The following is a 22,770-nucleotide window of genomic DNA, read 5'->3' as shown; positions in this document are numbered from 1 at the left end:
ACATGGCTGCATTCGACACCGTCATCCGCAACGGCACCGTCGCCACTGCGAGCGACACCTACAAGGCCGATGTCGCCATCAAACAGGGCCGTATCGCGGCGATCGGCGAGACCATCACCGACGCCGACGAGATCATCGACGCATCGGGCCTGCTGGTGCTGCCCGGTGGCATCGACAGCCACGTCCATATCAGTCAGCCCTCGGGGCCCGGCATCGTCATGGCCGACGATTTCGAGAGCGCGACGCGCGCGGCAGCCTTCGGCGGCAACACCTTCGTGATGCCTTACTGCCTGCAGGAGAAGGGCCAGCCGTTGCGCGCAGCGCTCAAGGATTATCACGCGCTGGCCGACCAGGCCTGCTACGTCGATCATTCCTTCCACCTCATCATCGCCGACCCCACCGATGCCGTGCTCGGCCAGGAGCTGCCGGCGCTGGTCGCCGACGGCTATTCATCGCTGAAGATCTTCATGACCTATGAGGGTCTCGCGCTGAACGATTACGAGATCCTCGGCGTGCTCCAGGTCGCGCGAGAGCAGGGCGCCCTGGTGCAGATCCACGCCGAGAACTACGACGCCATCCGCTTCCTCACCGACCGGCTCGAGCGCGCCGGCAAGATCGCACCGTACTATCACGGCAAGTCGCGGCCGATTCCGGTCGAGCGCGAGGCCACGCATCGCGCGATCTCCTTGGCCGAGCTGATCGACGTGCCGATCGTGATCGTCCACGTCTCCAACCGCGAGGCGATGGAGGAGATCCGCCGCGCGCAGGCGCGCGGCCTGAAGATCCACGGCGAGACCTGCCCGCAATATCTGGTGCTGACGGAAGAGGACATGCAGGGTCTCAACATGGAAGGCGCCAAATATGTCTGCTCGCCGCCGCCCCGCGACAAGGCGAGCCAGGAGGCGTGCTGGGAGGGCCTGCAACGCGGCGTGTTCTCGCTGTTCTCCAGCGATCACTGCCCGTTCCGCTACGACGACGAAGCCGGCAAGCTGACGCCGAAGGGCCGCACCAGCTTCCGCTGGGTGCCGAACGGCATTCCCGGCGTCGAGACGCGGCTGCCGATCCTGTTCTCCGAGGGCGTCAGCAAGGGCCGCATCAGCCTCAACCAGTTCGTCGCCTTCACCGCCACCAACCACGCCAAGACCTACGGCCTGACGAACAAGGGCTCCATCGCCATCGGCTACGATGCCGACATTGCGCTGTGGGATCCCAACAAGACCGCCAAGATCAGCCAGACGGGTCTGCATCACGGCTCCGACTACACGCCGTACGAAGGCATCGAGATCACAGGCTGGCCGGTCGCGACGATGCTGCGCGGCAAGTTCGTCGTCCGCGACGGCCAGCTCACCGGCACCAAGGGCGACGGCCGCTACGTCACGCGCGGCAAGCCGGGCGGATTGGCGTAGGGCAAGCTCTTTCCACCGTCATTGCAAGCGAAGCAATCCAGAGCCGCGACCGGAACTCTGGATTGCTTCGTCGCGGAGCCCGCCCTCGGGCTCGCCAAAAGCGAGACCCGGTGGCTCCTCGCAATGACGTGGGTGAGGCACCGCGCCTCCACAATAGTTGGTCGCTCCGTCCTCTACCTCACGGGCGGTGCGCTCCCTCGCCCCGTTCTTCACGGGGAGAGGGTCGGGGTGAGGGGCAGCCCCACGCGAAGTATGAGCCGCGAAGCTTCTCCTTCGAAATCTTTCCCAGCGACGCTCATCCTCATGCACGTCTAGCGTGGGTCAGGAGGGCATTTTCATCGACACCGCCCGTGCGGCTGCCCCTCACCCCAACCCTCTCCCCGCAAGAGCGGGGCGAGGGAGCGCACCGTCGTTGCGGCTTTGGGTTCGGTTTGATGTGCAGCCGGCCGGTTCCACGGCGCTGCCCCGTCCTCTCCCGCACTGCAGCGCGACCCCGCCTCGATCTCGCCTTCCTCCCCCGGATGTGTCGAACCATTGTTGCAACCCTGCGACATATTGTCTGAGCCGCTTCGCTCGAGGTCATCAAGACAAGGATGTGCCGCCATGCCCGCGCTTGCATTTTCCAATAATGATATTGCCGTCGTCGCCTGGACCTTCGATCGCCGCCTCGACGGCTGTCTCGGCTTTGCCATTCACCGCATCGATCTCGCCGACAATTCAGACACCCTGCTGCCGGCGCTGGCGCGCTTTGCCGGGCAGACCGCCGACAAGCTCAATACCGACCAGGCCCCGGTGCAGAAATTCTGGTGGAAGGACCTCAAGGCCAAGCGCGGCGGCACCTACAAATATCGCATCGTGCCGATGGGCGGCACGCCTGGCCAGACCTTGACGCCGCTCGCCGGCGTCGCGCCGCTGGAGAGCAATCAGGTCACCCTGACGCCGGAGCGGCCGCCGTTCCACGTCTATTTCAACCGCGGCATCACCGCGACCCAGGCGTTGACGCATGCGCTGAACGATCACCCGAGCGTGCCGGCACTGGCGCCACACATCCTTGATCCCAATGACAAGATCCGCATCAACCTGATGGGCCAGCTGCAGGACGGCCTGACGTCGCTCTTGAAGCGCGCGGATGCCGGTGGCGGCACCATCCACGCCGCGCTCTATGAGCTCAATGATCCCAATGGCCTCGAGAAGCAGCTGCACCAGAACCCGAAGAGCCGCACCGTCATCCTCGGCAACGAGCAGGGCAAGGACACCGACGACGCCGATGCCGAGAACCGTACCAACCTGAAGGCGGCCGGCGTCACCGTGATCGACCGCATCCTCGGCAAGGGCAGCATCCCGCACAACAAGTTCATGGTGCTCACCGAGAACGGCAAGCCGGCCGCGGTGCTCTCGGGCTCGACCAACTGGACCTCCACCGGTCTGTGTACCCAGACCAACAACGCGCTGGTGGTTGAGAGCCCGGAGCTCGCCGCGCGCTATCTGTCGTATTGGAATGCGCTGAAGGCCGATGTCGATGCCGCCGATGGCGACAAGGCGGCGCTGCAATCGAAGACGCTGCGCGACTTCGCCCATGCCAACAACGCCAGCTCCATCCAGGCGCCGATCGATCTCGGCCATGGCGTCACCATCGAGCCGATGTTCTCGCCGAACACGCCCGGCAAGCTCGGCAAGGCGCCGAAGGCGCCGAACGACATGGGCCGGGTGTTCGAGCTGATGCGCGGGGCCAAGCACGCCGTGCTGTTCCTTGCCTTCGATCCCGGCAACAACTCGATCCTCGACGTCGCCGGCCAGCTGCTCAAGGACAAGCCGGACCTGTTCGTGCGCGGCGCGCTGACCAGCCCGGTGCGCGCCACCAACTTCTCCGCCGCGCTGCATTCCGGCGGCCATTCGGAAGGCGGCGGCGACGACGACGGCGACGCGCCGGAGGTCAAGGTGGTCGGCGAATCCGGCAAGCCGAAGAAGGCGGGCGAGAAGGGCAGCATCGATTTCCGCGGCGTGCCGGCCGGCGCGGTGCAGGACGCCTTCGGCAAATGGGAGCGCGAGCTCGCCAAATACGGCTTCGCCATCATCCACAACAAGATCGTGGTGATCGATCCCTTCAGCGACGATTGCGTCGTCGTCACCGGCTCGCACAATCTCGGCTTCCGCGCCTCGCACAACAACGACGAGAACATGCTGATCATCCGCGGCCACCGCGGCCTCGCCGAAGCGTATGCCTGCCACGTCCTCGACCTCTACGACCACTACGCCTGGCGCTTCCTGCTGAAAGAGCACCCCGACATCTTCGGCAAGCCGCTTCAAGGCGACGACACCTGGCAGGACCGCTACATCAAGGGCACGCAAGAGAAGTCGCCGGAGCTGCGGTTCTGGCTGTCGGCGGCGGGCGGGGCTCCGGCTTCAAGCGGTGGCGAGAGCAGCAGTGGCGGCGTGGTGAAGAAGCCAGCGAAGAATGGCGGGACGGCCAAGCCTGCCGAGAAGCCTGCGAAGCCGGCAAAGAAGACAGCGAAGAAGGCTGCGGCTGCAGCGAAGACTTTGGCCGGCCGCAAGAAGACGACGAAGAGGAAGGTCGTCAAGAACGCGTCGAAGACGAAGAACAAGCGCAATGCCTCAGCGAAGAAGGCGAAAGCCAAGGTGGGCAAGAAGGCGGAGAAGCGTCCAGCGAAGAAGACCGCGACCAAACCCCCCAAGCGAGCCAAGAAGAGTGCTACGAAGAAGAAGGGACGCTGAGCGCCGCGCGCAGAACCGTAACCGCGGACTAGGCCCGGGAGATCATGATGCGAGTCCGCGGGATCGCATCATGATCTCGTCTCTTTGCCCTAAGCTCATCAAGGGCATCCGATCGCTCCAGTCCTCGGCAGCCGTGTCGGTAGGCCGTCCGTCCACCATCCGAGGAAGCTGAGCACGGGGTAGTCTTATGCAGCGTCACTGTAATCCAAGTCGATCATCGGAAAACGCCGGCGCTATGGTTGCTTGAATGGGAAAGCCGCATGCGTGCCATCTTCGATAGGAGCCGCGTCGCAGTCTGGCGCTCAAGCCGCGCTTTCAATAGCTATTGCCGGGAAACTGACGCGCGGGACGCAGCATCGCACTTGGCGAGGCCCGATGGTGGGGAGTTCACGGCTTATTCGATAGTTCTTCTGCGATAGTATAGAGTGCTGCCATTGCTGTAAGCGCCGAGGCTTTGGTACAGGTAACTCCAAGTTTTGCAACTCGTCCAGGGTGAATGAGGTTGCGTGCGTCTCTTGCCATATGTGCAAGCGCTTCTCCGTCGGATGTCAGGAGTCCGGCTCTCGCAGCGGCGTCGACGAGCTCGGAAAGAACCATGTCATTTGGCGCCTTCTTTGTTTTTAGGTTGGCGTCTTCTATCGCCCAAAGGAGAATTGATTCCAACGCAGATCCGGCAAATGTCGTTGCACCGAGCCATTCCTGCGCACTAAAGTCTATCCATGCAGCCCGAATTCTTTCTTCAATACTTGCTCGTCGGTCGGCGTTTTCAATAAATGGTAGTTCGGGCTTGGGAGGAGGGACAGTATCTCGACATTGCAACATCAATCGGCGGACACGCTCAATTGCGTCTTTGCCGTCCACGTCGCGGACGACAATCGTGTCGCCGACTTCCCAGCGCGCGACTGTCACGGCAAGAACGGCTCGGCAGCGAGTTAACTCCAAATAGCTCTGAAACGGCAATTCCAATAGCTCGCTGGGTACGTCATTGAGTAGCGCGAGGATAGCCTTAACTTCCGGTAGATAGTGGTGCTTCAGTCTCCGGTCGTCGATGTCGGTAGATTTCAATCCGATAATAGATTCAATAGCGAATATGATCTCGCTTGGAAGGATGCGCATGCGTGGTCTCCAGCTGGTCAATCACTATTAGGTATGCACGACGATCAATTTAGATATGTATGTCGCAAATTGTTCGAATTCTAGTCCGATCGAAAGCGGCTGTCGTAGCACCGAGGTGCGCCGATGTGATCTAATTGCGTCGGGCGGCGCGGATCTGATTGCGTATGTCGTCCGCGATCGCCGCGATGTTGTCGGCGCGGCGTGAAGCGAAGCTTCATGGATCGAAGCGGCGGAACGCGGCCTCGATCTCGGCATCGGTGGCAAATTGTCGGCGCTTCGCCTGGGAAAGACTCTCCAGCACATCGGGCAGGTGCGACGGGACGATGTCTTCAGGCTCGTGATCCTCGCCGGCAAGCGTCAGCATCGCGCGCGCGATCTCGTCTTGCGCCTCGGAGGGGAGGCGGCGAACGGCTTCCAGCGCTTGATCGAGCAATTTGGTCATGTCCGGCTCCTTCTTTGTCGACGATAGCGCGTCACATCATATTTTCCAGGGGGGGAGCCACGGTGCGAGGTTGTCGCCTCGCGGTACACCGCAAGGCGATCGCACGAGACGGGAGTATTGCGTTCATCTGTTTCCTCATCGTCATGGCCGGGCCTTCGCCGTGCCGATGCGGCTCGGGCCGCGCAAGGGGGATGAGCTCGGGCACGACTGAGTAACCAACTGCCAGAGTTGGTCTTGGCGATAGCCCGAGATCGACATAGGCGATCGTCCTGCGGTGCACCCGGAAAGTCGCGCAGACGCCGTCGAGTCGAGCACGGCGCGCGTCGATTTCGGCTTCTCAAAAATTCTTCTTTCGTTTTCTCAGAAAATGTGCTTTACTCCGCTTCGTCCCGCCCCAACGAGGGGACGCTTCGCGGTCGTCACGGACGTCGGTGTGGGATGCGATGGGCGCTTCGGAGCGCAGCATGGTTCGCCGTGCCGACGAACGATCCCTTAGCGCACGGTGAAATCGCGTGGTCCTGGCCTCCCGAAGCTGAGGCCAAGCACGTGGGCGTTGCGGTTGACGCGGCCTGCGGGTGATGGGGGCAAGACAGCCGGTCCCCAAGGAGATCGCGTATAAATCGTAAAGCCATCGCGCAGGGAGGGCCGGGTGATCGGCCAGACCTGTGGTGACTGCCGCGCCTGCATTCTTTTTCTGCAGGCGGGCCACGGGCGCGGCCAGCGCCCGGCCTTCCCTGCGCCCTCAGTTTGGAGGAGGGCGGTGAGGATGCCGAACAACTCAGGCGCGGGGCGCTGCGAGATCGCGATGGTTCGTCCGCATGTCCGTTGAAGGCGCATCCGCAGATGTCATGCAAGCGTCTTGAGGTGAACGCGCCCCAGCGTCATTGCGGGCGCAGCGAAGCAATCCAGGGCCGAGCGAGGACTCTGGATTGCTTCGTCGCTTCGCTCCTCGCAATGACGGAGCGAGGCGAGGGGCCTGTGTGGACGTTTGAGCCGTGCTGTTGCGGCGACGGCGGTCGGCTCCCCTCCCCCTTGCGGGGAGGGGTTGGGGGTGGGGGTTTCTTGCTCAGGACGGAGCTTGGGGCAGGGATGGTACGAGCAACGAGTTCACTTAGTCCGCTAGAGTGCGGTGAGTCTCATGCAGACCATTTCCGGGGACCCCCACCCCCGACCCCTCCCCGCAAGGGGGAGGGGAGCGCACCGTGCGATTGGCGAGAGCTTGGCTCCAATGCCGATCGCCCAAGACGCAAAGGGCCAACCCATCACCAATCACCACCCCCACAAACAAAAACCCCGCCATTTGCGGCGGGGCCCAGTCTGGGAGGAGCGAGCTGTGAGGCTCGCCGGTAAACCCAGTGAAAGATCAGGCGGGAATGCGCTCGTCGAGATCGTGCGGCTCGCGCAGCACGTAGCCGCGGCCCCAGACGGTCTCGATGAAGTTGCGGCCTTCGGAGGCGTTGGCGAGCTTCTTGCGCAGCTTGCAGATGAAGACGTCGATGATCTTCAGTTCGGGCTCGTCCATGCCGCCGTAGAGATGATTGAGGAACATCTCCTTGGTGAGCGTCGTGCCCTTGCGGAGCGAGAGCAGCTCCAGCATCTGGTATTCCTTGCCGGTCAGGTGCACGCGCTGGCCGCCGACTTCGACCGTCTTGGTGTCGAGGTTGACGACGAGGTCGCCGGTCTGGATGACCGACTGGGCGTGGCCCTTGGAGCGCCGCACGATGGCGTGGATGCGGGCGATCAGCTCGTCCTTGTGGAACGGCTTGGTCATGTAGTCGTCGGCGCCGAAGCCGAGACCCTTGACCTTGTCCTCGATGCCGGCGAGGCCGGACAAAATGAGGATCGGCGTCTTGATCTTCGAGACGCGCAACTGCTTGAGCACGTCGTAACCGGACATGTCGGGCAGATTGAGATCGAGAAGAATGATGTCGTAGTCGTACAACTTGCCGAGGTCGACACCTTCTTCGCCAAGGTCAGTCGTGTAGACGTTGAAGCTCTCGGACTTCAACATCAGCTCGATCGACTGCGCGACGGCGCTGTCATCCTCAATCAGCAAAACGCGCATGCCAGTTCCCCATAGTCGCCGCTCCGGGCGTCAGGTCGGCCGCCACCGCGGCACTCAAAACGCCTTTGAACAACTGATTCGGATCCTGACGAGAGATGGTTAACAAATCCTGATTCCGCTGCGCAAGCTCTATCCGTGCAATTTTTGTCGAATCGCCGTAAGGTGTTGCGAAGAAGCAGTTTTTCTCAGCCGTCCTCGTTCAAGCTCCATGTGAAGAGATGGAACTAACCGACTCTCGTTCCTCACCGCTTTTGGGGGGCGGCAAGGCGCACTACGTCAGTCACTCCAGACCATGACGCAATGATTAATGATGCGAGTAAACACAGAGTTAAACCGGCGACGCGAATCTGCCCCTACTTAAGGTTTTCGCAATGAAGGCGGTGCGGTGATGAAGGGCGGGGCGCGATGAAAGGCATTTCGTGATGAAGGGCGTTTCATGATGAAGGCGCTGGCCGAGCAGATCAACGACATCGACGCCGTGAACACCTATGGCCGCGTCGTCGGCGTGAAGGGATTGATGGTGGAGATCGCCGGGCCCATCCACGCGATGTCGGTCGGCGCGCGCATCGTGATCGAGACCGGCAGCTCGGTCATTCCTGCCGAGGTGATCGGCTTTTCCGGTAAGAATGCGGTGGTGATGCCGTTCGCGGGCCTCGAGGGCGTGCGGCGCGGCTGCCGGGCGGTGATTGCGAACTCGGCCAACCAGGTGCGGCCGTCGCCGGCCTGGCTTGGCCGCGTCATCAACGCGATGGGCGAGCCGATCGACGGCAAGGGGCCGCTGCCGTCAGGCGCCTCGCCGGTTCCCTACCGCAACAATCCGCCGCCGGCGCATTCGCGCAAGCGCGTCGGTGCGCCGCTCGATCTCGGTGTGCGCTCCCTGAACACCTTTCTCACCTGCTGCCGCGGCCAGCGGCTCGGCATCTTCGCCGGGTCCGGCGTCGGCAAATCGGTGCTGCTGTCGATGCTGGCGCGCAACGTCGATGCGGACATCTCGGTGATCGGGTTGATCGGCGAACGCGGCCGCGAGGTGCAGGAGTTCCTGCAGGACGATCTCGGCGAGGAGGGTCTCGCGCGCTCCGTCGTCGTCGTCGCGACGTCGGACGAACCGGCGCTGATGCGGCGGCAGGCGGCGTATCTGACGCTCGCAATCTCCGAATATTTTCGCGACGAGGGTAAGGATGTTCTCTGCCTGATGGACTCGGTGACGCGCTTTGCGATGGCGCAGCGTGAGATCGGGCTGTCGGCCGGCGAGCCGCCGACCGCGAAGGGCTACACGCCGACCGTCTTTACCGAACTGCCGAAGCTGCTGGAGCGGGCCGGGCCCGGCAGCGGCGATGGGACCATCACCGGGATCTTCACGGTGCTGGTCGACGGCGACGATCATAATGAGCCGGTCGCGGACGCGGTGCGCGGCATTCTCGACGGCCACGTCGTGATGCAGCGTTCGATCGCCGAACGTGGCCGCTATCCGGCGATCAATATTCTCAAATCGGTGTCGCGGACGATGCCGAAATCGGCCGACCCGGTGTTTCTGCCGACCATCATGCGGGCGCGCCAGGTGATGGCGACCTACGCCGACATGGAAGAGCTGATCCGGCTCGGCGCCTATCGCGCGGGCTCCAGCCCGGAGGTCGACGAGGCGATCCGGCTGCACGAGCCCTTGGAGGCATTCCTCAGGCAGCGCAAGGACGAGGTCTGTGGGCTCGCGCAGGGGTATCGGGAGCTGGAACAGATCTTGGGGCGCTTGGAAACGGAAAGCTAACTTTGTCGGGTAATCATCCCCTCCATGTAACGAGCCTAGTCGGCAGGCCCAGTAAGGGCGGCCGGCCCTGTCCCGCGCCGTCTACGGGACTTCTGGGGAGTATGAGTCGATGAAGTCGCGCGAAACGCTGATCCGTCTGAAGAAATTTCAGGTGGATGAGAAACGCCGCCGGGTGACGCAGATCGAGGGCATGATCGCTGACTTCCAGCGCATGTCGTCTGAGCTCGAGCGGGAGATCCAGACCGAGCAGGAGCGGGCCGGCATCAACGACCCGACCCATTTTGCCTATCCGACCTATGCCAAGGCGGCGATCCAGCGCCGCGAGAACCTGACGCGCTCCGCCGACGAGCTGCGCGCCCAGCTCGAGGACGCCAAGGCCGCTTTGTCCGAGGCGTTCGAGGAGATGAAGAAGGTCGAGCTGCTCGACGAGCGCGACCAGGCCCGCGAAAAGGCCGAGGAGAGCGCCCGCGAACAGGCCGACATGGACAGTATCGGCCTGATGCGCGCCCGGCTCGGCGTCATCGCCTGAGCCGGACCGTCATGGTCGGAACTTGTCGAAAACCCGGGCCGCAAGGTCCGGGTTTTTCGTCGCGCCGGCCCCGCTGGAGCGCCGCGCGCGATCTGTGCTACGGGAGGACAGGTTCGAGCGAGGGAGTGGGGCGATTTTCGGGGACGCTGAATGCTGACGCCGGCAGAGCTGGTCTGGCTGCTTGCCGCGGTCGCCAAGGGGGATGAGGCTGCGTTCGAGCGCCTCTACGCGGCGACGCGCGCGAAACTCTACGGCGTCGTGCTCCGTATCTTGCACCGTCAGGACCTCGCCGAGGAGGTCGTGCAGGAAACCTATGTGAAGGTCTGGAACAACGCGGCCCAGTTCGATCCGTCGGTGTCTTCCCCCATTACCTGGATGGCGGCGATTGCCCGCAACCGCGCCATCGACCTCGTGCGCAAGCGCGGCGAGCTGTCTTTGGAGGATGAGCCCTCCGCGCTCGAGGTCGCGGCCGAGACGCCCGATCCGCTGGCGCGGCGCGAGATGTCGGAGGAGCTCAAGCGTCTGTTGGAATGCGTCGGCCGGCTCGAGCCCGACCGGCAGAAGCTTGTGCTTCTTGCCTACTATAACGGCTGGAGCCGCGAGCAATTGGCGACCAAGTTCGAGGCGCCGGTGAATACGGTGAAGACCTGGCTGCGGCGGAGCATGATGGATATTCGCCAATGCCTCGGGATCGGATGAGAGGCGGTTTGGACTGAGCCTGGACGACAGACCTTGTGGGTGACGTGATCTGGACCTGTGATGGCGTATAGCGAAGACCATATCGCGCTGGCGGCGGAATATGCGTTGGGCACGCTCGACGCCGCCGAGCGCGCGCAGGTCGAGACCATGATGACCGTCGACCAGGCATTCGCGGCGCTGGTCCAGGCCTGGGAATTTCGTCTCGGGCCGCTCAATCAGATGGTCGGGCTGGTCGAGCCGCGCCCCGAGCTGTGGGACCGGATCAAGGCCGAGATCATGCGGTCCGGCGCGAAGGCCGCAGTTATTTCCCCGTCTCCCGCAGAGGCGGACGCTGAGGCTCCGGCGGTCGTGACCCCGCAGGCTGCCGAAGCTCCGGCTGTCGTGGCAGAGGCTCCGGCGGCCGAAGCGCTCCCGCCGCAGGCTCCGAATGTCGATGCCGCCGTTGAGATCGCACGCCTGGACACGCCAGCCGAAGCGCCTCCCGTCGTGCCGCAGCGGCGCGCCTCTGCGGCACGGGAGGTTGCGAACGATAACGCCAATGTCGTTCAGCTCGCCTCTAAGGTCAGGCAGCTGCGCACCGTCGCCAACGCCATGACGGCAGTTGCCGCGGTGCTGCTCGCGCTGCTTGGCGTCCAGCTCTATCGCCCGGATCTGCTGCCGCCGCCGTTGCAGCCCAAGCCGCGCATCCAGACTGTCGAGGTCAAGGTGCCGGCTGCGCCGCAACCCGCCGCGCAGTTCGTCGCGCTGTTGCAGAAGGATGCGGCTTCGCCGGCCTTCATCCTCACCGTCGACTCCGGCAGCAAGAGCTACACAGTTCGCCGCGTCGGCGCCGCGCCCGAGCCGGGCAAGAGCTTCGAGCTGTGGATCGTCTCCGACAAGCTGCAGAAGCCGCGCTCGCTCGGCGTGATCGGCGGCGGCGATTTCACCAGCCGTCCCGTTCTCTCGGCCTACGACGCCGACACCGTCAACCGCGCCACCTACGCCGTCACCGTCGAGCCGGAGGGCGGGTCGCCGACCGGGCAGGCGACGGGGCCGATCGTGTTTACGGGGAAGCTGATTGAGACGGTGCCGCCGGGCAAGTGAGGCCAAAGGCAAAAAAGAAAACGCCCGTGGGGAGCGGGCGTTTTCGGTAGTCGACTTGGGGTTGGGTCTACTACATATCCACGCGGCCAGTTGGGGGGCTGTGAGAACCGCGTGAATTCCTGAAATTCCAATCAACGAACCAGCGACGCTTCCGAACTCGTCACCGCGACCGGCTTGCCGGCCTTGATGACCTTCGCCGTCTGCGTGTAGTTCGTTTCCGCATTGAGGCGGGCGGAGATGCCGAAGCCGGCCACCGCGATGCCAGCCACGAGCGCAACCACCACGATCTTGAGGTGGGTCGTCCGATCCGCGCTGTAAATCGAGTGGTTCATGGAAGCCTCCTGCCGCCTTCCGTCCTTCGCTGATTCGTGTGAGCCGGCGGCGTTCCGGTTCATCGTCTCGCCTGCAAGAACGTAGGAAACCTCGATTCTGTTTCGTAGTGGTCATCACAAGCGTGTGATAAGGCGTGATGCCGCGCGACTGCCGATGAATGGAAAGTGAATAATCCGTTTTATTACAATAGCCTGACGGCTGGTTCGGTCTGCGGCGGAAATATCGGCCACCTAACGCAAAATTAAGAAATCGTTTGCCTGTGGCGGTAAAGCACAGTCGGATCTGCCTGGAAAAATGGCAAAGCCGGCCTTTTGGACCGGCCTGCCTTCAACAACTTGGGACTGACTCGCAGGTTCCGCGCCTCCCGTCCTCAAACGCTTCCGACCGTCTTCAGCCGCGCCCGCGGGTGGATCTCGGCCTGCGACAGCACCGTGGTCTGGGCGCGGAAGCGCTCGACCAGCGAGCGGACGAAGGGGCGGATCGCCGCCGACGTCACCAGCACCGGCGACTCGCCCTCGCGCGCCGCGCGCTCGAACGCATCGCGCGTCGCGGTCATGAACTCCGACAGCCGCGACGGCTGCATCGCGAGGCTGCGGTCTTCGCCCTGGCCGATCAGCGACTCCGCGAACGCCTGCTCCCATTTCGCCGACAGCGCGATCAGCGGCAGATAGCCCATCGGCGAGGTGTTCTGGGCGCAGATCTGGCGTGCCAGGCGGGCGCGAACGTGCTCGACGATCGTGGCCGGGTTGCGCGAGAAGGCGAGGGCGTCGGCGACGCCTTCGAGGATGGTCGAGAGGTCGCGGATCGAGATGCGCTCCGACAGCAGCAGTTGCAGCACGCGCTGGAGGCCGGAGATCGTGATCTGCGTCGGCACGATGTCCTTGACCAGCTCGCCCTGCTCCTTCGGCAGCTCCTTCAAAAGCTTCTGCACCTCGCCATAGGAGAGGAGGTCGCTCATGTTGGCCTTGAGCAGCTCCGTCAGATGCGTCGACAGCACGGTCGCCGCGTCCACCACCGTGTAGCCCTTCAGCGTCGCCTCTTCCTTGAGGCCCGCATCGACCCAGGTCGCGGGCAGGCCGAAGGTCGGCTCCGTCGTGTGGATGCCGGGCACCGCGACCTGGTTGCCGCCTGGGTCCATGACCATGAACTGGTTCGGCCAGATCTTGCCGGAGCCGGCGTCGACCTCCTTGATCTTGATGATGTAGGTGTTGGCCTCGAGCTGCACGTTGTCCAGGATGCGCACCGAGGGCATCACGAATCCCATCTCGATCGCCAGCGAGCGCCGGAGCGCCTTGATCTGGTCGGTCAGCCGGTCGGTGCCATCGGGCGCATTGACCAGCGGCAGCAGCGCATAGCCGAGCTCGATCTTGAGGTCGTCGATCTTGAGCGCCGCGGAGATCGGCTCCTCGGCGGCCGCGGCGCTGGCCGCGGCTGCGGCCGGCGCTGCGGCGGCCGCGGCGACCTCCTCGGCCTTCGCCACCTCCTTGTACCGGCGCGCCTTCAGCGCGAGCGCGGCGGCGCCGCCGCCGAGCGCGAGGAACGGGATGGTCGGGATGCCCGGTAGTAGCGCCAGCACCAGCATCACGGCGGCAGACATGCCGAGCGCCTGCGGATAGCCGGAGAACTGCTTGATCAGCGCCTTGTCGGCGGCGCCGGTGACGCCGGCCTTCGAGACCAGCAGGCCGGCCGCGGTGGAGACGATCAGCGCCGGCACCTGGGTGACCAGGCCGTCGCCGACGGTCAGCGTGGTGTAGGTACGGGCGGCCTCGGCAAACCCCAGACCCTGCTGGGCGACGCCGATGATGATGCCGCCGATGATGTTGATGAAGACGACGAGGAGGCCGGCGACCGCGTCGCCGCGAACGAATTTCGAGGCACCGTCCATCGCACCGAAGAAGCCGCTTTCGTCCTCCAGCTCCTTGCGCCTGGCCTTGGCGACCTTCTCGTCGATCAGGCCGGCGGAGAGGTCGGCGTCGATCGCCATCTGCTTGCCGGGCATGGAGTCCAGGTGAAAGCGCGCCGCGACCTCGGCGATGCGGCCCGAACCCTTGGTGATGACGACGAAGTTCACCGTGACCAGGATCGCGAACACGATGATGCCGATGACGAAATTGCCGCTCATCACGAAGTTGCCGAACGCCTCGATGACGTGGCCGGCGGCATCCGTGCCCTCGTGACCGCGCGACAGGATCAGCCGGGTCGACGCCAGGTTCAGCGACAGCCGCAGCATCGTCGAGATCAGCAGGATGGTTGGAAACGACGAGAATTCCAGCGGCGTCTGGATGAACAAGGCGGTCATCAGGATCAGGATCGACAGGGTGATCGAGATCGCCAGGAACAGGTCGAGCACCAGCGAGGGCAGCGGCAGGATCAGCACCACCAGGATGGTGAGGATGCCGAGCGCCAGCGCGATGTCGCCGCGCAGGACCGCGGTCTTGAGGTCAGCAAAAGAAAAACCGGCCGGAGATCCGGCTCCCTGACCCGCCGTGACGTCGACCATGGCTTTCGCCCCTTCCCGCGGGCCGCGTTTGCCGGCCCCAAACGACTGCGCGGCGGCCACGGGGCCGCCGTTCCGAAACTGAGGTACTGCGCTGGCGTCCACGGAAGCTCTCCTCCGTCAACCGCACCCAACCACGACACGCAGATTCCACTCGGCAATTTTTGCCCGGTGTATGGTTAGCGTTCGGTTAACGGCGGTTAACAAGAGGTTGCGGGGGAGACTGATACGCGCTCCTGCCGCATGGCGAGAGGCCGCAACCGTCCGGGCCTCGCCCTTCGAGACGCCCGCCTTCGGCGGTCTCCTCAGGGTGAGGGGAGGGGCTGCGTTGTACGGCTCGAAGCATGTCGCCTGCCGCGCGCGCTCTGCCATGAGCCCGCAGCGCGTGGACAAAGTGCTGCACCGGTCTCCGCTCCAAACCCTCATGGTGAGGAGCCGCGCAGCGGCGTCTCGAACCATGAGGCCCGGCCGTGCCGGACCGTCGCCGTTCACGAATGGATGTCTTCTCGCAGACATGCGCCATCCTCTCCCGCGGCGCCTCGCGCCCGGGGCTTTCGCATCAGATCCGCCCTCGAAAGAGGAGGGCGCAGGGAAGGCCGGGCGCTGGCCGCGCCCGTGGCCCGCCTGCAGCAAAAAAGCAGGCGGCAGTCACCACAGGTCTGGCCGAGAACGCCCGGCCTTCCCCGCGCGACGGTTGGAACGGCTTATACGTGGTCTCCCTGGTGCGCCGGGCTTGTTGGCCACCATCCCCAGTGCAATGCGTAGGCATTGCACCGCGTTGATACCAGCATCGGGGTATCAGGACCGCACGACTTCGCCGTGCGCAACGAACCGTTCGTCCGCGCGGCCGTAAAGCCACGCTGCGATTCCTTGCGCCCATCGCATCCCACCTCCCACGTCTCGTGACGGTCGCGACACGCCCCTCCGGCGGAAGCAGGACGGGAAGAGATATACATGATTTCGGAAAAAAGAAAAGAACAATATTCGGTCAATCAGAATTGGGTCCGGCAAGAGGGGAGGATCCTCGCGGTCGGCGCAGCGCGAGCGGCGGAGACGAAGCCCACGCGCGATTCGTTCGCAGTTCATCGCGGTCTCCGCTAAATAGTCCCGACGGTCTGGAGTGGAGGCTTTGATGAAGTGCCTACGGGTCTACGCCACCGAAGATGGCGAAACGCATTTCGATGAAGTCGACATTCCGACAGTCGCGCGGCAGGTTCACCCGGAGGCTGCCATCTTCGACGTGTCCGCAAGATATGCGAGCACACACATCAGCTTCACACGTATTCCGGCTGGGGCAGGACTGGTCGACTGGCACACCGTGCCGCGGCGCTCGCTCACCGTCCGGCTCAGCGGATCGGCGGAGTACCAGACAAGCGACGGAGACCGAAGGCACGTCCCGACCGGAGGCTTCATCCTGTTCGAGGACACGCACGGCAAGGGACACAGGACCCTCCATTCCCCAGAGGAGCAGACCGTCATCTGGATCAGTCTTCCGCAGGGGCTCGATCGAGCCTGACGCTGGTGGATGTGGTCGTCCTGGTGGTCCGGTCACTATCTGGAGGGGCAAGTCGCCAAAATCGACCTGAACGCCGGATCACTCGGATCCTATCAATCGACGGTACCTTGGCTACTCTACTGTGCCGGGGCTCTCATCTGACGATCTGCTCAATGCGGACTTGTCGCGCCCGCGCGCTACGATAGAACGGCGGACGGGATAGCTCCGTGAGTGAATGCAATGAAGGATGGCTTTGAATACTCGATCGACTTGTCGCTGGCGCAATCGAGAGCGGAAAAGATCATCGCGTGCATCAAGCGGTGGCAGGCTGAGCACGACTTGCGTCCGTTCGAATACACCAGGCAGTTGCGGGTGTCGCCGACGTCGATCCCTCATAGCCATCCAGTGTTGACGCTGAACACGGAGCTTTACGACCCGAACGCAATCCTCTGCGAGTATCTCCATGAGCAGATGCATTGGTATCTGACCATGTTGAAGATTGCGGACGAAGCTTCGCCTCTCATCGCCGAGTTGAAGCGCCGCTATCCGGCGGCGCCTGTCGGATTTCCCGAGGGAGCAAACGATGAATACTCGACCTATCTCCATCTGTTGGTGAATTGGCTGGAGATCGAGGCGACATCCCGGTTTGTTGGCCGGGACCGGGTTGAAGAGATTGCCCGCAACAAGCGCTATTATCGGTGGATGTACCGTACGGTGCTGTCGGATTGGCGACCGCTCGAACAGCTCTATCGAAGCTACGATATCGTGCCGATCAAGCCGGCCGAGAGTTTCCGGGATTGAACGGATTGGCCATGGGAGGTCAATAGTCGCCGTCGCCTAATTTCCAAATGTCCAGTTCCGTAGTTTCGCGGGCGTCATCGTTCGTGACATTTTGTAACAACGCTGCGTGCGGCCTTCTTTAAGCAACACGTGCTGCTATCGTTTGACGACGATGGAGCTCTCGATGTTGCGTTCGACACTTGCCGTTCTGTTAGTCGCGAGCTTGGGGCTTGTGCAGCCCGTTTCGCTGTTGCCGGCCAGCGCCGGTCCCTTCCTCGAGCGGCTGCAGGCGCGGATGGCGGCACGCGAGGCCGAGGGGCAGATCGGGCCGGCCACCGAATATGCCTATGGGGCCGATCCGCTGCAGAAGCTCGACGTCTGGCAGGCGAGGGGCGGCACGGCGGCGCCGCTGGTCGTGTTCGTGCATGGCGGCGGATGGAAGCGGGGCGACAAGCGCAACGCGACCGGGGCTGCAAAGGTCGAGCATCTGCTCGCGCAGGGCTACGCGTTTGCCTCGATCGACTATCGGCTGGTGCCGGCCGCGACCGTCGAGCAGCAGGCGGCTGACGTGGCTGCGGCGCTGGCGTGGCTGCGCAACAATGCCGGGCGGCTGGGGATCGATCCCTCGCGGATCGTACTGATGGGGCACAGCGCCGGTGCGCATCTCGTCGCGCTGGTCGGGACCGATCCGCGCTATCTGACCGCGGCCGGGTTGTCGCTGCGCGACGTCAGGGGCATCGTTGCGCTGGATGGCGCCTGCTACGACGTGGCGCGGCAGCTCGCCGACAGCGGCCGCTTCATGCTCGACACCTATCTTCAGGCATTCGGCACCGACCCGGTGCGCCAGCGCGCGTTGTCGCCGACCCTGCAGGCCGCCAAGCCCAATGCGCCGGCTTTCCTGATCCTCCATGTCGACCGCGCCGACGGCAAGGCGCAGTCCGAGGCGCTCGGCGCGGCGCTGATGCAGGCTGGGACGCCGGCTGAGGTCGCGGCTGTGGGTGGCACCGGCCTGCGTGGCCACATGGAGATCAACCGCGAACTCGGCGATCCCAGCCATCCAGCCACGGCGATTGTCGATGGCTGGCTGCGCAGGATGATCGGTGCGAAGTGACGTTGATCGAGTCCGCACTGTCCGTGCGGCACGACGGTGACGCTGCACCCAATTTGTTCAAGCTGGGCGCAGGGTGCCGCGCTTCCCGTCGTCGCCGTGACATCGCGCATGAAGTTGACGCCGAAGCCTCTGCTCACGGCAAGAGCGCTTCGTCATCGCGGGAAGACGCCTGTTCTCGCCATGATGACCCCGGCGATCAGCCCACGTGCCTACAGCCTCACGACGATCTTGCCGACATGCGAGCCGGACCGGAGCTGGGCGTACGCCTCGGGAACGTCGTCGAAGTCGTAGACCCGATCGACGACCGGATGGATCGCGTGTTCGCTCAGGAAGCGAGTCATGGCCGTGAAATGTTCGACCGAGCCGACGGTGACGCCGATGATGTCTGCATTCTCCCATTGCAGGCGGGCGAGGTCGGGCTTCGGGCCGAACCCGGTCAAGACGCCGATCTGAACGATCTTGCCGGCTGAGGCGACCGAGCGCAGCGAGCGGTCGTAGGTGCCGGGTCCGCCGAGCTCGAGGACATGACTGGCGCCTTCGCCGTCGGTGGCTTTCATCACGGCCACATCCCAATCGGGCGTGTCGCGATAGTTGATCAAGATCGATGCGCCGAGCGCCTGGGCGCACGCGAGCTTTTCATCCGAGGACGAGATGACGATCGCGCGGGCGCCCAATGCGGCTGCGAACTGAAGGCCGAACAGGGCGACGCCGCCGGTGCCCTGGACCAGCAGCGTGGCGGATTTGCCCATTCCACCACGTGTGATCAGGCCGTGCCAAGCCGTCACGCCGGCACAGGGCAGCGTCGCGGCCTCGATCGACGTGAGGTGGTCAGGCACGGAGACCAGCGCCGTCGCCGGCAGCACGACGTACTCCGCCAGCATGCCATCCATCGTACTGCCGCCGAGCGATGACGGAATATAGCTCGACTTGAACGGCCCGGAGATCCAATCGCGAAAGAACGATGCGGCCACACGGTCACCGGGGCGCCATCGAACGACATCTGAGCCTACCGCATCAACGACGCCTGCGCCGTCTGACAGCGGAACGCGGCCGTCGAACCCGCCTTGGCCTGCTCGGTCAAGGATCAGGAGGTCGCGGTAGTTGAGGCTTGCCGCCTCGACCCGCATGCGAACCTCGCCACTGGCAGGTTCGGGCTTGATGAGGTCGGTGCGCACCAGGCGCCCCGCACCTGCGTGGCCATTCAAATGATAGGTTTTCATCGTTGCTCCCAGCACAAGGGGACTCCACTTGGGCGAGCACGATCTGTAAGGTCTGACAGCGCTGTCAGGGTCAAGAGGTTTTCGGATGAAGATCGGCGAGCTCTCTCGAAGGACGGGGGTCAGCGTCCGGATGCTGCGCTACTACGAGGGCGAAGGCCTGCTTGCGCCGCAACGAACGTCGTCCGGTTATCGCGACTACGGTACGGCGGACGAAGAAGCCGTTCGCCGGATCAAGGTGCTCGGCTCCGCCGGGATGACGCTGGAGACGATCAAGCAGTTACTCCCGTGCGTGCGCAACAACCGTCCAGATTTCAGACCTTGCGACAATTTGCGACGAATACTCGCGCAGCAGGTCGGCCTCATCGATCAACGCATCGAGGCCCTCAGCCAGAGCCGGACGATTCTCGCAGGCTTCATATCTAGCGTGAACTGATCGCCGGCTATCGCATGTCGGACGTCGCAGGCGCCGGATCGATCGAAGATGGCGGCCTTGAGCGCGAGTCCCTGAACGCGCACAGGGCAGGCGAATGACGGCCCCTGCCTCGTCGTGATGACGCGCGGCTTTGGCGCGCAACGAGCAATATTGCAGAAGATCGCCCGCGCCCCCGGCGTGCAAGAGCGGCTGTCCTTGATATCGCGCCGGCAGGGCGGGCCTGCACAATGCGTCGGCATCGTGTGCGTCGTCCGGCCCGCGCCATCAAGTTTTTCTGATCGCTGCGATCACGGAAACCGATTTGCGATCGGTATTGGCCTTCTTTAGAAGTATTCTAAATTAATCTGGAGACCACATAAATGCCTTCCGAGAAGCTCCGCCACAGCGTGCGGCTGAAAGTTGCGGCTGCAGGCCTTGCCGGGCTTGCGTCGCTCGCGACCGTCGCCGGATTGCGCGCGGAAGCGCCGGCGCCGGCCCCCGCCCCCGCCTATGTGCCGACCGTCAGCGACCTGATGATTGCGACGATCCAGCCGCGCCACATCCGGCTCTGGCTCGCCGCTCACAGCGGCAATTGGGCGTTCAGTGCCTACGAGCTCGGTAATCTCAAGGGGGCGTTCAACCGTGTCAGCCGGGCGCAGCCGCTGGTCGAGGGCAACTCGTTCGCCGAGATGAATGCAGCGGTGACCCAGGAGCCGTTCGAGGCGCTGGCGCAGGCGATCAAGCAGAAGGACATCGGCCGTTTCGAGCAGTCCTATGCCGACCTCACTGCCGCCTGCAACTCATGTCACCAGGCGCTCAATCGCGCTGTGGTCGCGATCAAGGTGCCGCAGGCGGCCGGCGTGGCCGATCAGGAGTTTACGCCGGCCAAGGAGTGACAGCGGGCGGACGGCGAGGCACGATCGGTGGCGTTGATCGTGAGACGGCCTAATCGTCTTTCAACCGTCCTCTGAGGAGCCTGCATGAAGCTCTATTCGTTCTGGCGCTCGCTTGCGAGTTTTCGGGTGCGGATCGCGCTCAACCTGAAGGGCGTCGACTACGAGCAGGTCGCCGTCGATATCGACCGGCAGCAGCATCGATACGATGCATATGCGGCGTTGAATCCGCAGATGGCGCTGCCGGCGCTGGTGCTCGATGACGGCACGGTGCTGACGCAGTCGCTGGCCGTTCTCGACTATCTCGAGGAGGCGTGTCCCGGTCCGGCGCTGCTGCCCGGCGACGCCAAGGGCCGCGCCCGGGTGCGGGGGCTGGCGGCGATGATCGCCTGCGATGCGCATCCGCTGACGACGCCCCGGGTGCAGCGCTATCTCACCGACGTGCTGCATGCCGACGGCGCGGCACGCGCCGCCTGGCTTCGGCACTGGGCCGCCGAGATGCTCGGCGCCGTCGAGGCGCAGCTCGCGGGCCATTCCGCGACCGGCCGCTTCGCCCATGGCGATGCGCCGACGACGGCCGACATCTGTCTCGCCGGCCACGTCACCTTCGTGCTCAACCAGGGCCTCGACCTCGCTGCCGCGCCGACGGTGAAGCGCGTCTACGAAGCGGCCCTGGCGCTGCCGGCGTTTGCGTCGGCCCATCCGCTGGCGCAGCCGGACACGCCTGAGGCGCTGCGCCGCAAGCCCGTCGCGCCATAAGCCCGTCGACGGCGCTAGCGCGCCGGCTGATCGCCTTCGCGCTTCATCCAGCCCTGGAACTGCTCGAACAGGGCCTTGGCTTCGGTGTCGCTGAGACGCCGGCCGCCGGTCGCGTTCCTGGCGCTCATCCACTCGTTGAACTGCTGCTTGACGGCGAGGTCGGTCTCCGGCGGACGGCTGCTCACCAGCAACTCCTCGGCGGCGCGGAAGCGGGTCCAGCCGGGCAGCGAGGAGGCGATGTTGATCTCGTTCCACTTCGGGTGGAAGGGCGGCTGCTTGAACTGATCGAAGCGCTTGAACAGATATTCGACGAAGCGCGCGACACGGCGATAACGCTCGGTCTCCGGCGACCAGTTATAGACCGCCAGCACCTGCGGCACGCCGATGGTCTCGACGGTCTCGCCCGGCTTGAGCAGGTTGGGATAGTCCTGCGACGTCAGCTTGGTCGGCACGTAATAGTCCTGCAGGCTGCGCGCAAACGGCACGGACAGGAAATGAAAGCCCGGCTCGGGCTTGAACTTGGCGAACAGGTCGGTCGGCTTGCCGGTGACGTGCACCACGCCGGCGATCTCGCCGGTGCGCATCTTCTCGAGCGCCACCGAATTGTTGATGAAGACTTTCTCTGCGCCGATCTTGAGCCGGTCGAACACGATGCCGCCGGTGAGGTTGGCCGCACTGCCCACGGTGTTGAACGAGACCTTCTTGCCCTGGAGATCCTCGAGCGTCTTGATCTCCGGGCGGACATAGACATGCATCTCGTTGATGTAGAACGAGCAGATGTAGCGGATGCGGTTCTTGATGTTGGCGAGCGTGCCGTTGCGGACGAACTCGTCGAGCACGTCGGCCGAGGTGATGGTGACGTCGACGCCGCGCAGATAGAGCAGGTCCTCGATGTTGCCGAGCGCGCCGTAGGTGACCATCGGGAGCACGCGCAGGTTCGGCCGGTCGTCGAGCACCTTGGCCATCTCTGCGGCGAAACGGATGTTGGTGCCTTCAAGCAGGCCGCCGGCAATGCCGACCGTCCATTCGTTGGATTCCTGCAGCTTGCCGCCTTCTCCGGCGGCTGCGGCGGTGGCCGATTTGGCCGGCTTCACGGTCTGGGCAGCGGCGGGCAGGAGCGATGCCGCGAGACTCAATCCCGTTGCAACGACGCAACTCAACAACGCGACCCGCGTGCCCCAAGTCCTCATGCCCCATGTCCTCCATTGCAGGCCGCACTGCAATCGCGAGGCCCGATCTGTTTCTTCTTTCGTATTATCTCCTTGCCCGATGATGCTGGTCTACTACTCGCCGGTTGGTAGCAGTTCGGCCGGCGGAAAGGCGCAGCTTCGCCACCAAAAAGCCATAGGCTTGATTGCGCCCCGTCTGCGGCAGGCTGGGCGCGCTGATGGCAACATCGCGGCGTCGCCATTTTGCTCCATGTCAAAATGGCACA

19 protein-coding genes are annotated in these 22,770 nt (G+C 64.1%); 12 read left to right on the top strand and 7 right to left on the bottom strand.

Features of this window, described 5'->3' with window-relative positions:
- Positions 1 to 2 precede the first annotated feature (2 nt).
- A complete protein-coding gene (gene hydA, locus NLR35_RS14185) occupies positions 3 to 1,406 on the top strand; it encodes a dihydropyrimidinase (RefSeq protein ID WP_257167142.1) in 1,404 nt (467 codons plus the stop codon).
- Between the two features lie 603 nt (positions 1,407 to 2,009).
- Positions 2,010 to 4,139, top strand: a complete 2,130-nt coding sequence (locus NLR35_RS14180) for a phospholipase D-like domain-containing protein (RefSeq protein WP_257167141.1) — start codon at positions 2,010 to 2,012, stop codon at positions 4,137 to 4,139.
- A 387-nt stretch (positions 4,140 to 4,526) separates the two neighbouring features.
- Here NLR35_RS14180 and NLR35_RS14175 read toward each other — a convergent pair whose 3' ends face one another.
- The 3 genes from NLR35_RS14175 to ctrA all read right to left on the bottom strand — a co-directional run bounded on the left by NLR35_RS14175 (position 4,527) and on the right by ctrA (position 7,762).
- Positions 4,527 to 5,255, bottom strand: a complete 729-nt coding sequence (locus tag NLR35_RS14175; protein ID WP_257167140.1) for a hypothetical protein — start codon at positions 5,253 to 5,255, stop codon at positions 4,527 to 4,529.
- A gap of 214 nt (positions 5,256 to 5,469) precedes the next feature.
- Positions 5,470 to 5,697 carry a hypothetical protein gene (locus NLR35_RS14170; protein ID WP_257167139.1) on the bottom strand — a complete coding sequence of 76 codons (228 nt, stop codon included), beginning with the start codon at positions 5,695 to 5,697 and terminating at the stop codon, positions 5,470 to 5,472.
- Positions 5,698 to 7,060: 1,363 nt separating this feature from the next.
- The gene (gene ctrA / locus NLR35_RS14165) at positions 7,061 to 7,762 is read right to left on the bottom strand and encodes a response regulator transcription factor CtrA (RefSeq protein WP_006614002.1); all 702 of its coding nucleotides are present in this window, start codon (positions 7,760 to 7,762) and stop codon (positions 7,061 to 7,063) included.
- A 439-nt stretch (positions 7,763 to 8,201) separates the two neighbouring features.
- On the opposite strand from ctrA, the gene fliI reads away from it, so the two are divergent.
- The 4 genes from fliI to NLR35_RS14145 all read left to right on the top strand — a co-directional run bounded on the left by fliI (position 8,202) and on the right by NLR35_RS14145 (position 11,835).
- Positions 8,202 to 9,524 (top strand): flagellar protein export ATPase FliI, encoded by a 1,323-nt coding sequence (gene fliI, locus NLR35_RS14160; RefSeq protein ID WP_257167171.1) that lies wholly within the window; start codon positions 8,202 to 8,204, stop codon positions 9,522 to 9,524.
- A gap of 109 nt (positions 9,525 to 9,633) precedes the next feature.
- A complete protein-coding gene (fliJ, locus tag NLR35_RS14155; RefSeq protein ID WP_006614000.1) occupies positions 9,634 to 10,053 on the top strand; it encodes a flagellar export protein FliJ in 420 nt (139 codons plus the stop codon).
- Positions 10,054 to 10,203: 150 nt separating this feature from the next.
- Complete coding sequence (locus NLR35_RS14150; protein ID WP_006613999.1) at positions 10,204 to 10,752, top strand: sigma-70 family RNA polymerase sigma factor; 549 nt, start codon at positions 10,204 to 10,206, stop codon at positions 10,750 to 10,752.
- Between the two features lie 60 nt (positions 10,753 to 10,812).
- Entirely contained in the window at positions 10,813 to 11,835 is a 1,023-nt protein-coding gene (locus NLR35_RS14145; RefSeq protein WP_257167138.1) for an anti-sigma factor domain-containing protein, read from the top strand.
- A 131-nt stretch (positions 11,836 to 11,966) separates the two neighbouring features.
- Here NLR35_RS14145 and NLR35_RS14140 read toward each other — a convergent pair whose 3' ends face one another.
- Both NLR35_RS14140 and flhA read right to left on the bottom strand, forming a co-directional pair.
- Entirely contained in the window at positions 11,967 to 12,167 is a 201-nt protein-coding gene (locus tag NLR35_RS14140; protein ID WP_257167137.1) for a hypothetical protein, read from the bottom strand.
- Positions 12,168 to 12,538: 371 nt separating this feature from the next.
- Positions 12,539 to 14,668, bottom strand: a complete 2,130-nt coding sequence (flhA, locus tag NLR35_RS14135) for a flagellar biosynthesis protein FlhA (protein WP_257167136.1) — start codon at positions 14,666 to 14,668, stop codon at positions 12,539 to 12,541.
- Between the two features lie 1,129 nt (positions 14,669 to 15,797).
- Here flhA and NLR35_RS14130 point away from each other — a divergent pair.
- The 3 genes from NLR35_RS14130 to NLR35_RS14120 all read left to right on the top strand — a co-directional run bounded on the left by NLR35_RS14130 (position 15,798) and on the right by NLR35_RS14120 (position 18,051).
- Positions 15,798 to 16,181 carry a hypothetical protein gene (locus NLR35_RS14130; protein ID WP_257167135.1) on the top strand — a complete coding sequence of 128 codons (384 nt, stop codon included), beginning with the start codon at positions 15,798 to 15,800 and terminating at the stop codon, positions 16,179 to 16,181.
- Between the two features lie 219 nt (positions 16,182 to 16,400).
- Positions 16,401 to 16,961 (top strand): hypothetical protein, encoded by a 561-nt coding sequence (locus NLR35_RS14125; RefSeq protein WP_257167134.1) that lies wholly within the window; start codon positions 16,401 to 16,403, stop codon positions 16,959 to 16,961.
- A 163-nt stretch (positions 16,962 to 17,124) separates the two neighbouring features.
- Positions 17,125 to 18,051, top strand: coding sequence for an alpha/beta hydrolase (locus NLR35_RS14120; protein ID WP_257167133.1), 927 nt, complete (start codon positions 17,125 to 17,127; stop codon positions 18,049 to 18,051).
- Positions 18,052 to 18,260: 209 nt separating this feature from the next.
- Here NLR35_RS14120 and NLR35_RS14115 read toward each other — a convergent pair whose 3' ends face one another.
- The gene (locus tag NLR35_RS14115; RefSeq protein WP_257167170.1) at positions 18,261 to 19,271 is read right to left on the bottom strand and encodes an NAD(P)-dependent alcohol dehydrogenase; all 1,011 of its coding nucleotides are present in this window, start codon (positions 19,269 to 19,271) and stop codon (positions 18,261 to 18,263) included.
- Positions 19,272 to 19,356: 85 nt separating this feature from the next.
- Between NLR35_RS14115 and NLR35_RS14110 the strand changes: the two genes are divergently transcribed.
- The 3 genes from NLR35_RS14110 to maiA all read left to right on the top strand — a co-directional run bounded on the left by NLR35_RS14110 (position 19,357) and on the right by maiA (position 21,335).
- Positions 19,357 to 19,704: a MerR family transcriptional regulator gene (locus tag NLR35_RS14110; RefSeq protein WP_257167132.1), complete on the top strand. Its 348-nt coding sequence runs from the start codon at positions 19,357 to 19,359 to the stop codon at positions 19,702 to 19,704.
- Between the two features lie 359 nt (positions 19,705 to 20,063).
- On the top strand, positions 20,064 to 20,579 hold the full coding sequence (locus NLR35_RS14105; protein WP_257167131.1) for a cytochrome family protein: 516 nt from the start codon (positions 20,064 to 20,066) through the stop codon (positions 20,577 to 20,579).
- Between the two features lie 84 nt (positions 20,580 to 20,663).
- Positions 20,664 to 21,335: a maleylacetoacetate isomerase gene (maiA, locus tag NLR35_RS14100; RefSeq protein ID WP_257167130.1), complete on the top strand. Its 672-nt coding sequence runs from the start codon at positions 20,664 to 20,666 to the stop codon at positions 21,333 to 21,335.
- A gap of 14 nt (positions 21,336 to 21,349) precedes the next feature.
- Here the strand turns inward: maiA and NLR35_RS14095 are convergent, their stop codons facing one another.
- Complete coding sequence (locus tag NLR35_RS14095) at positions 21,350 to 22,525, bottom strand: TAXI family TRAP transporter solute-binding subunit (protein WP_257167129.1); 1,176 nt, start codon at positions 22,523 to 22,525, stop codon at positions 21,350 to 21,352.
- Positions 22,526 to 22,770: the final 245 nt, after the last annotated feature.

The sequence above is a fragment of the Bradyrhizobium sp. SRS-191 genome, from assembly GCF_024586915.1.
Classification (GTDB): Bacteria; Pseudomonadota; Alphaproteobacteria; order Rhizobiales; family Xanthobacteraceae; genus Bradyrhizobium.
This window is presented reverse-complemented; position numbering and strand designations above follow the sequence as displayed.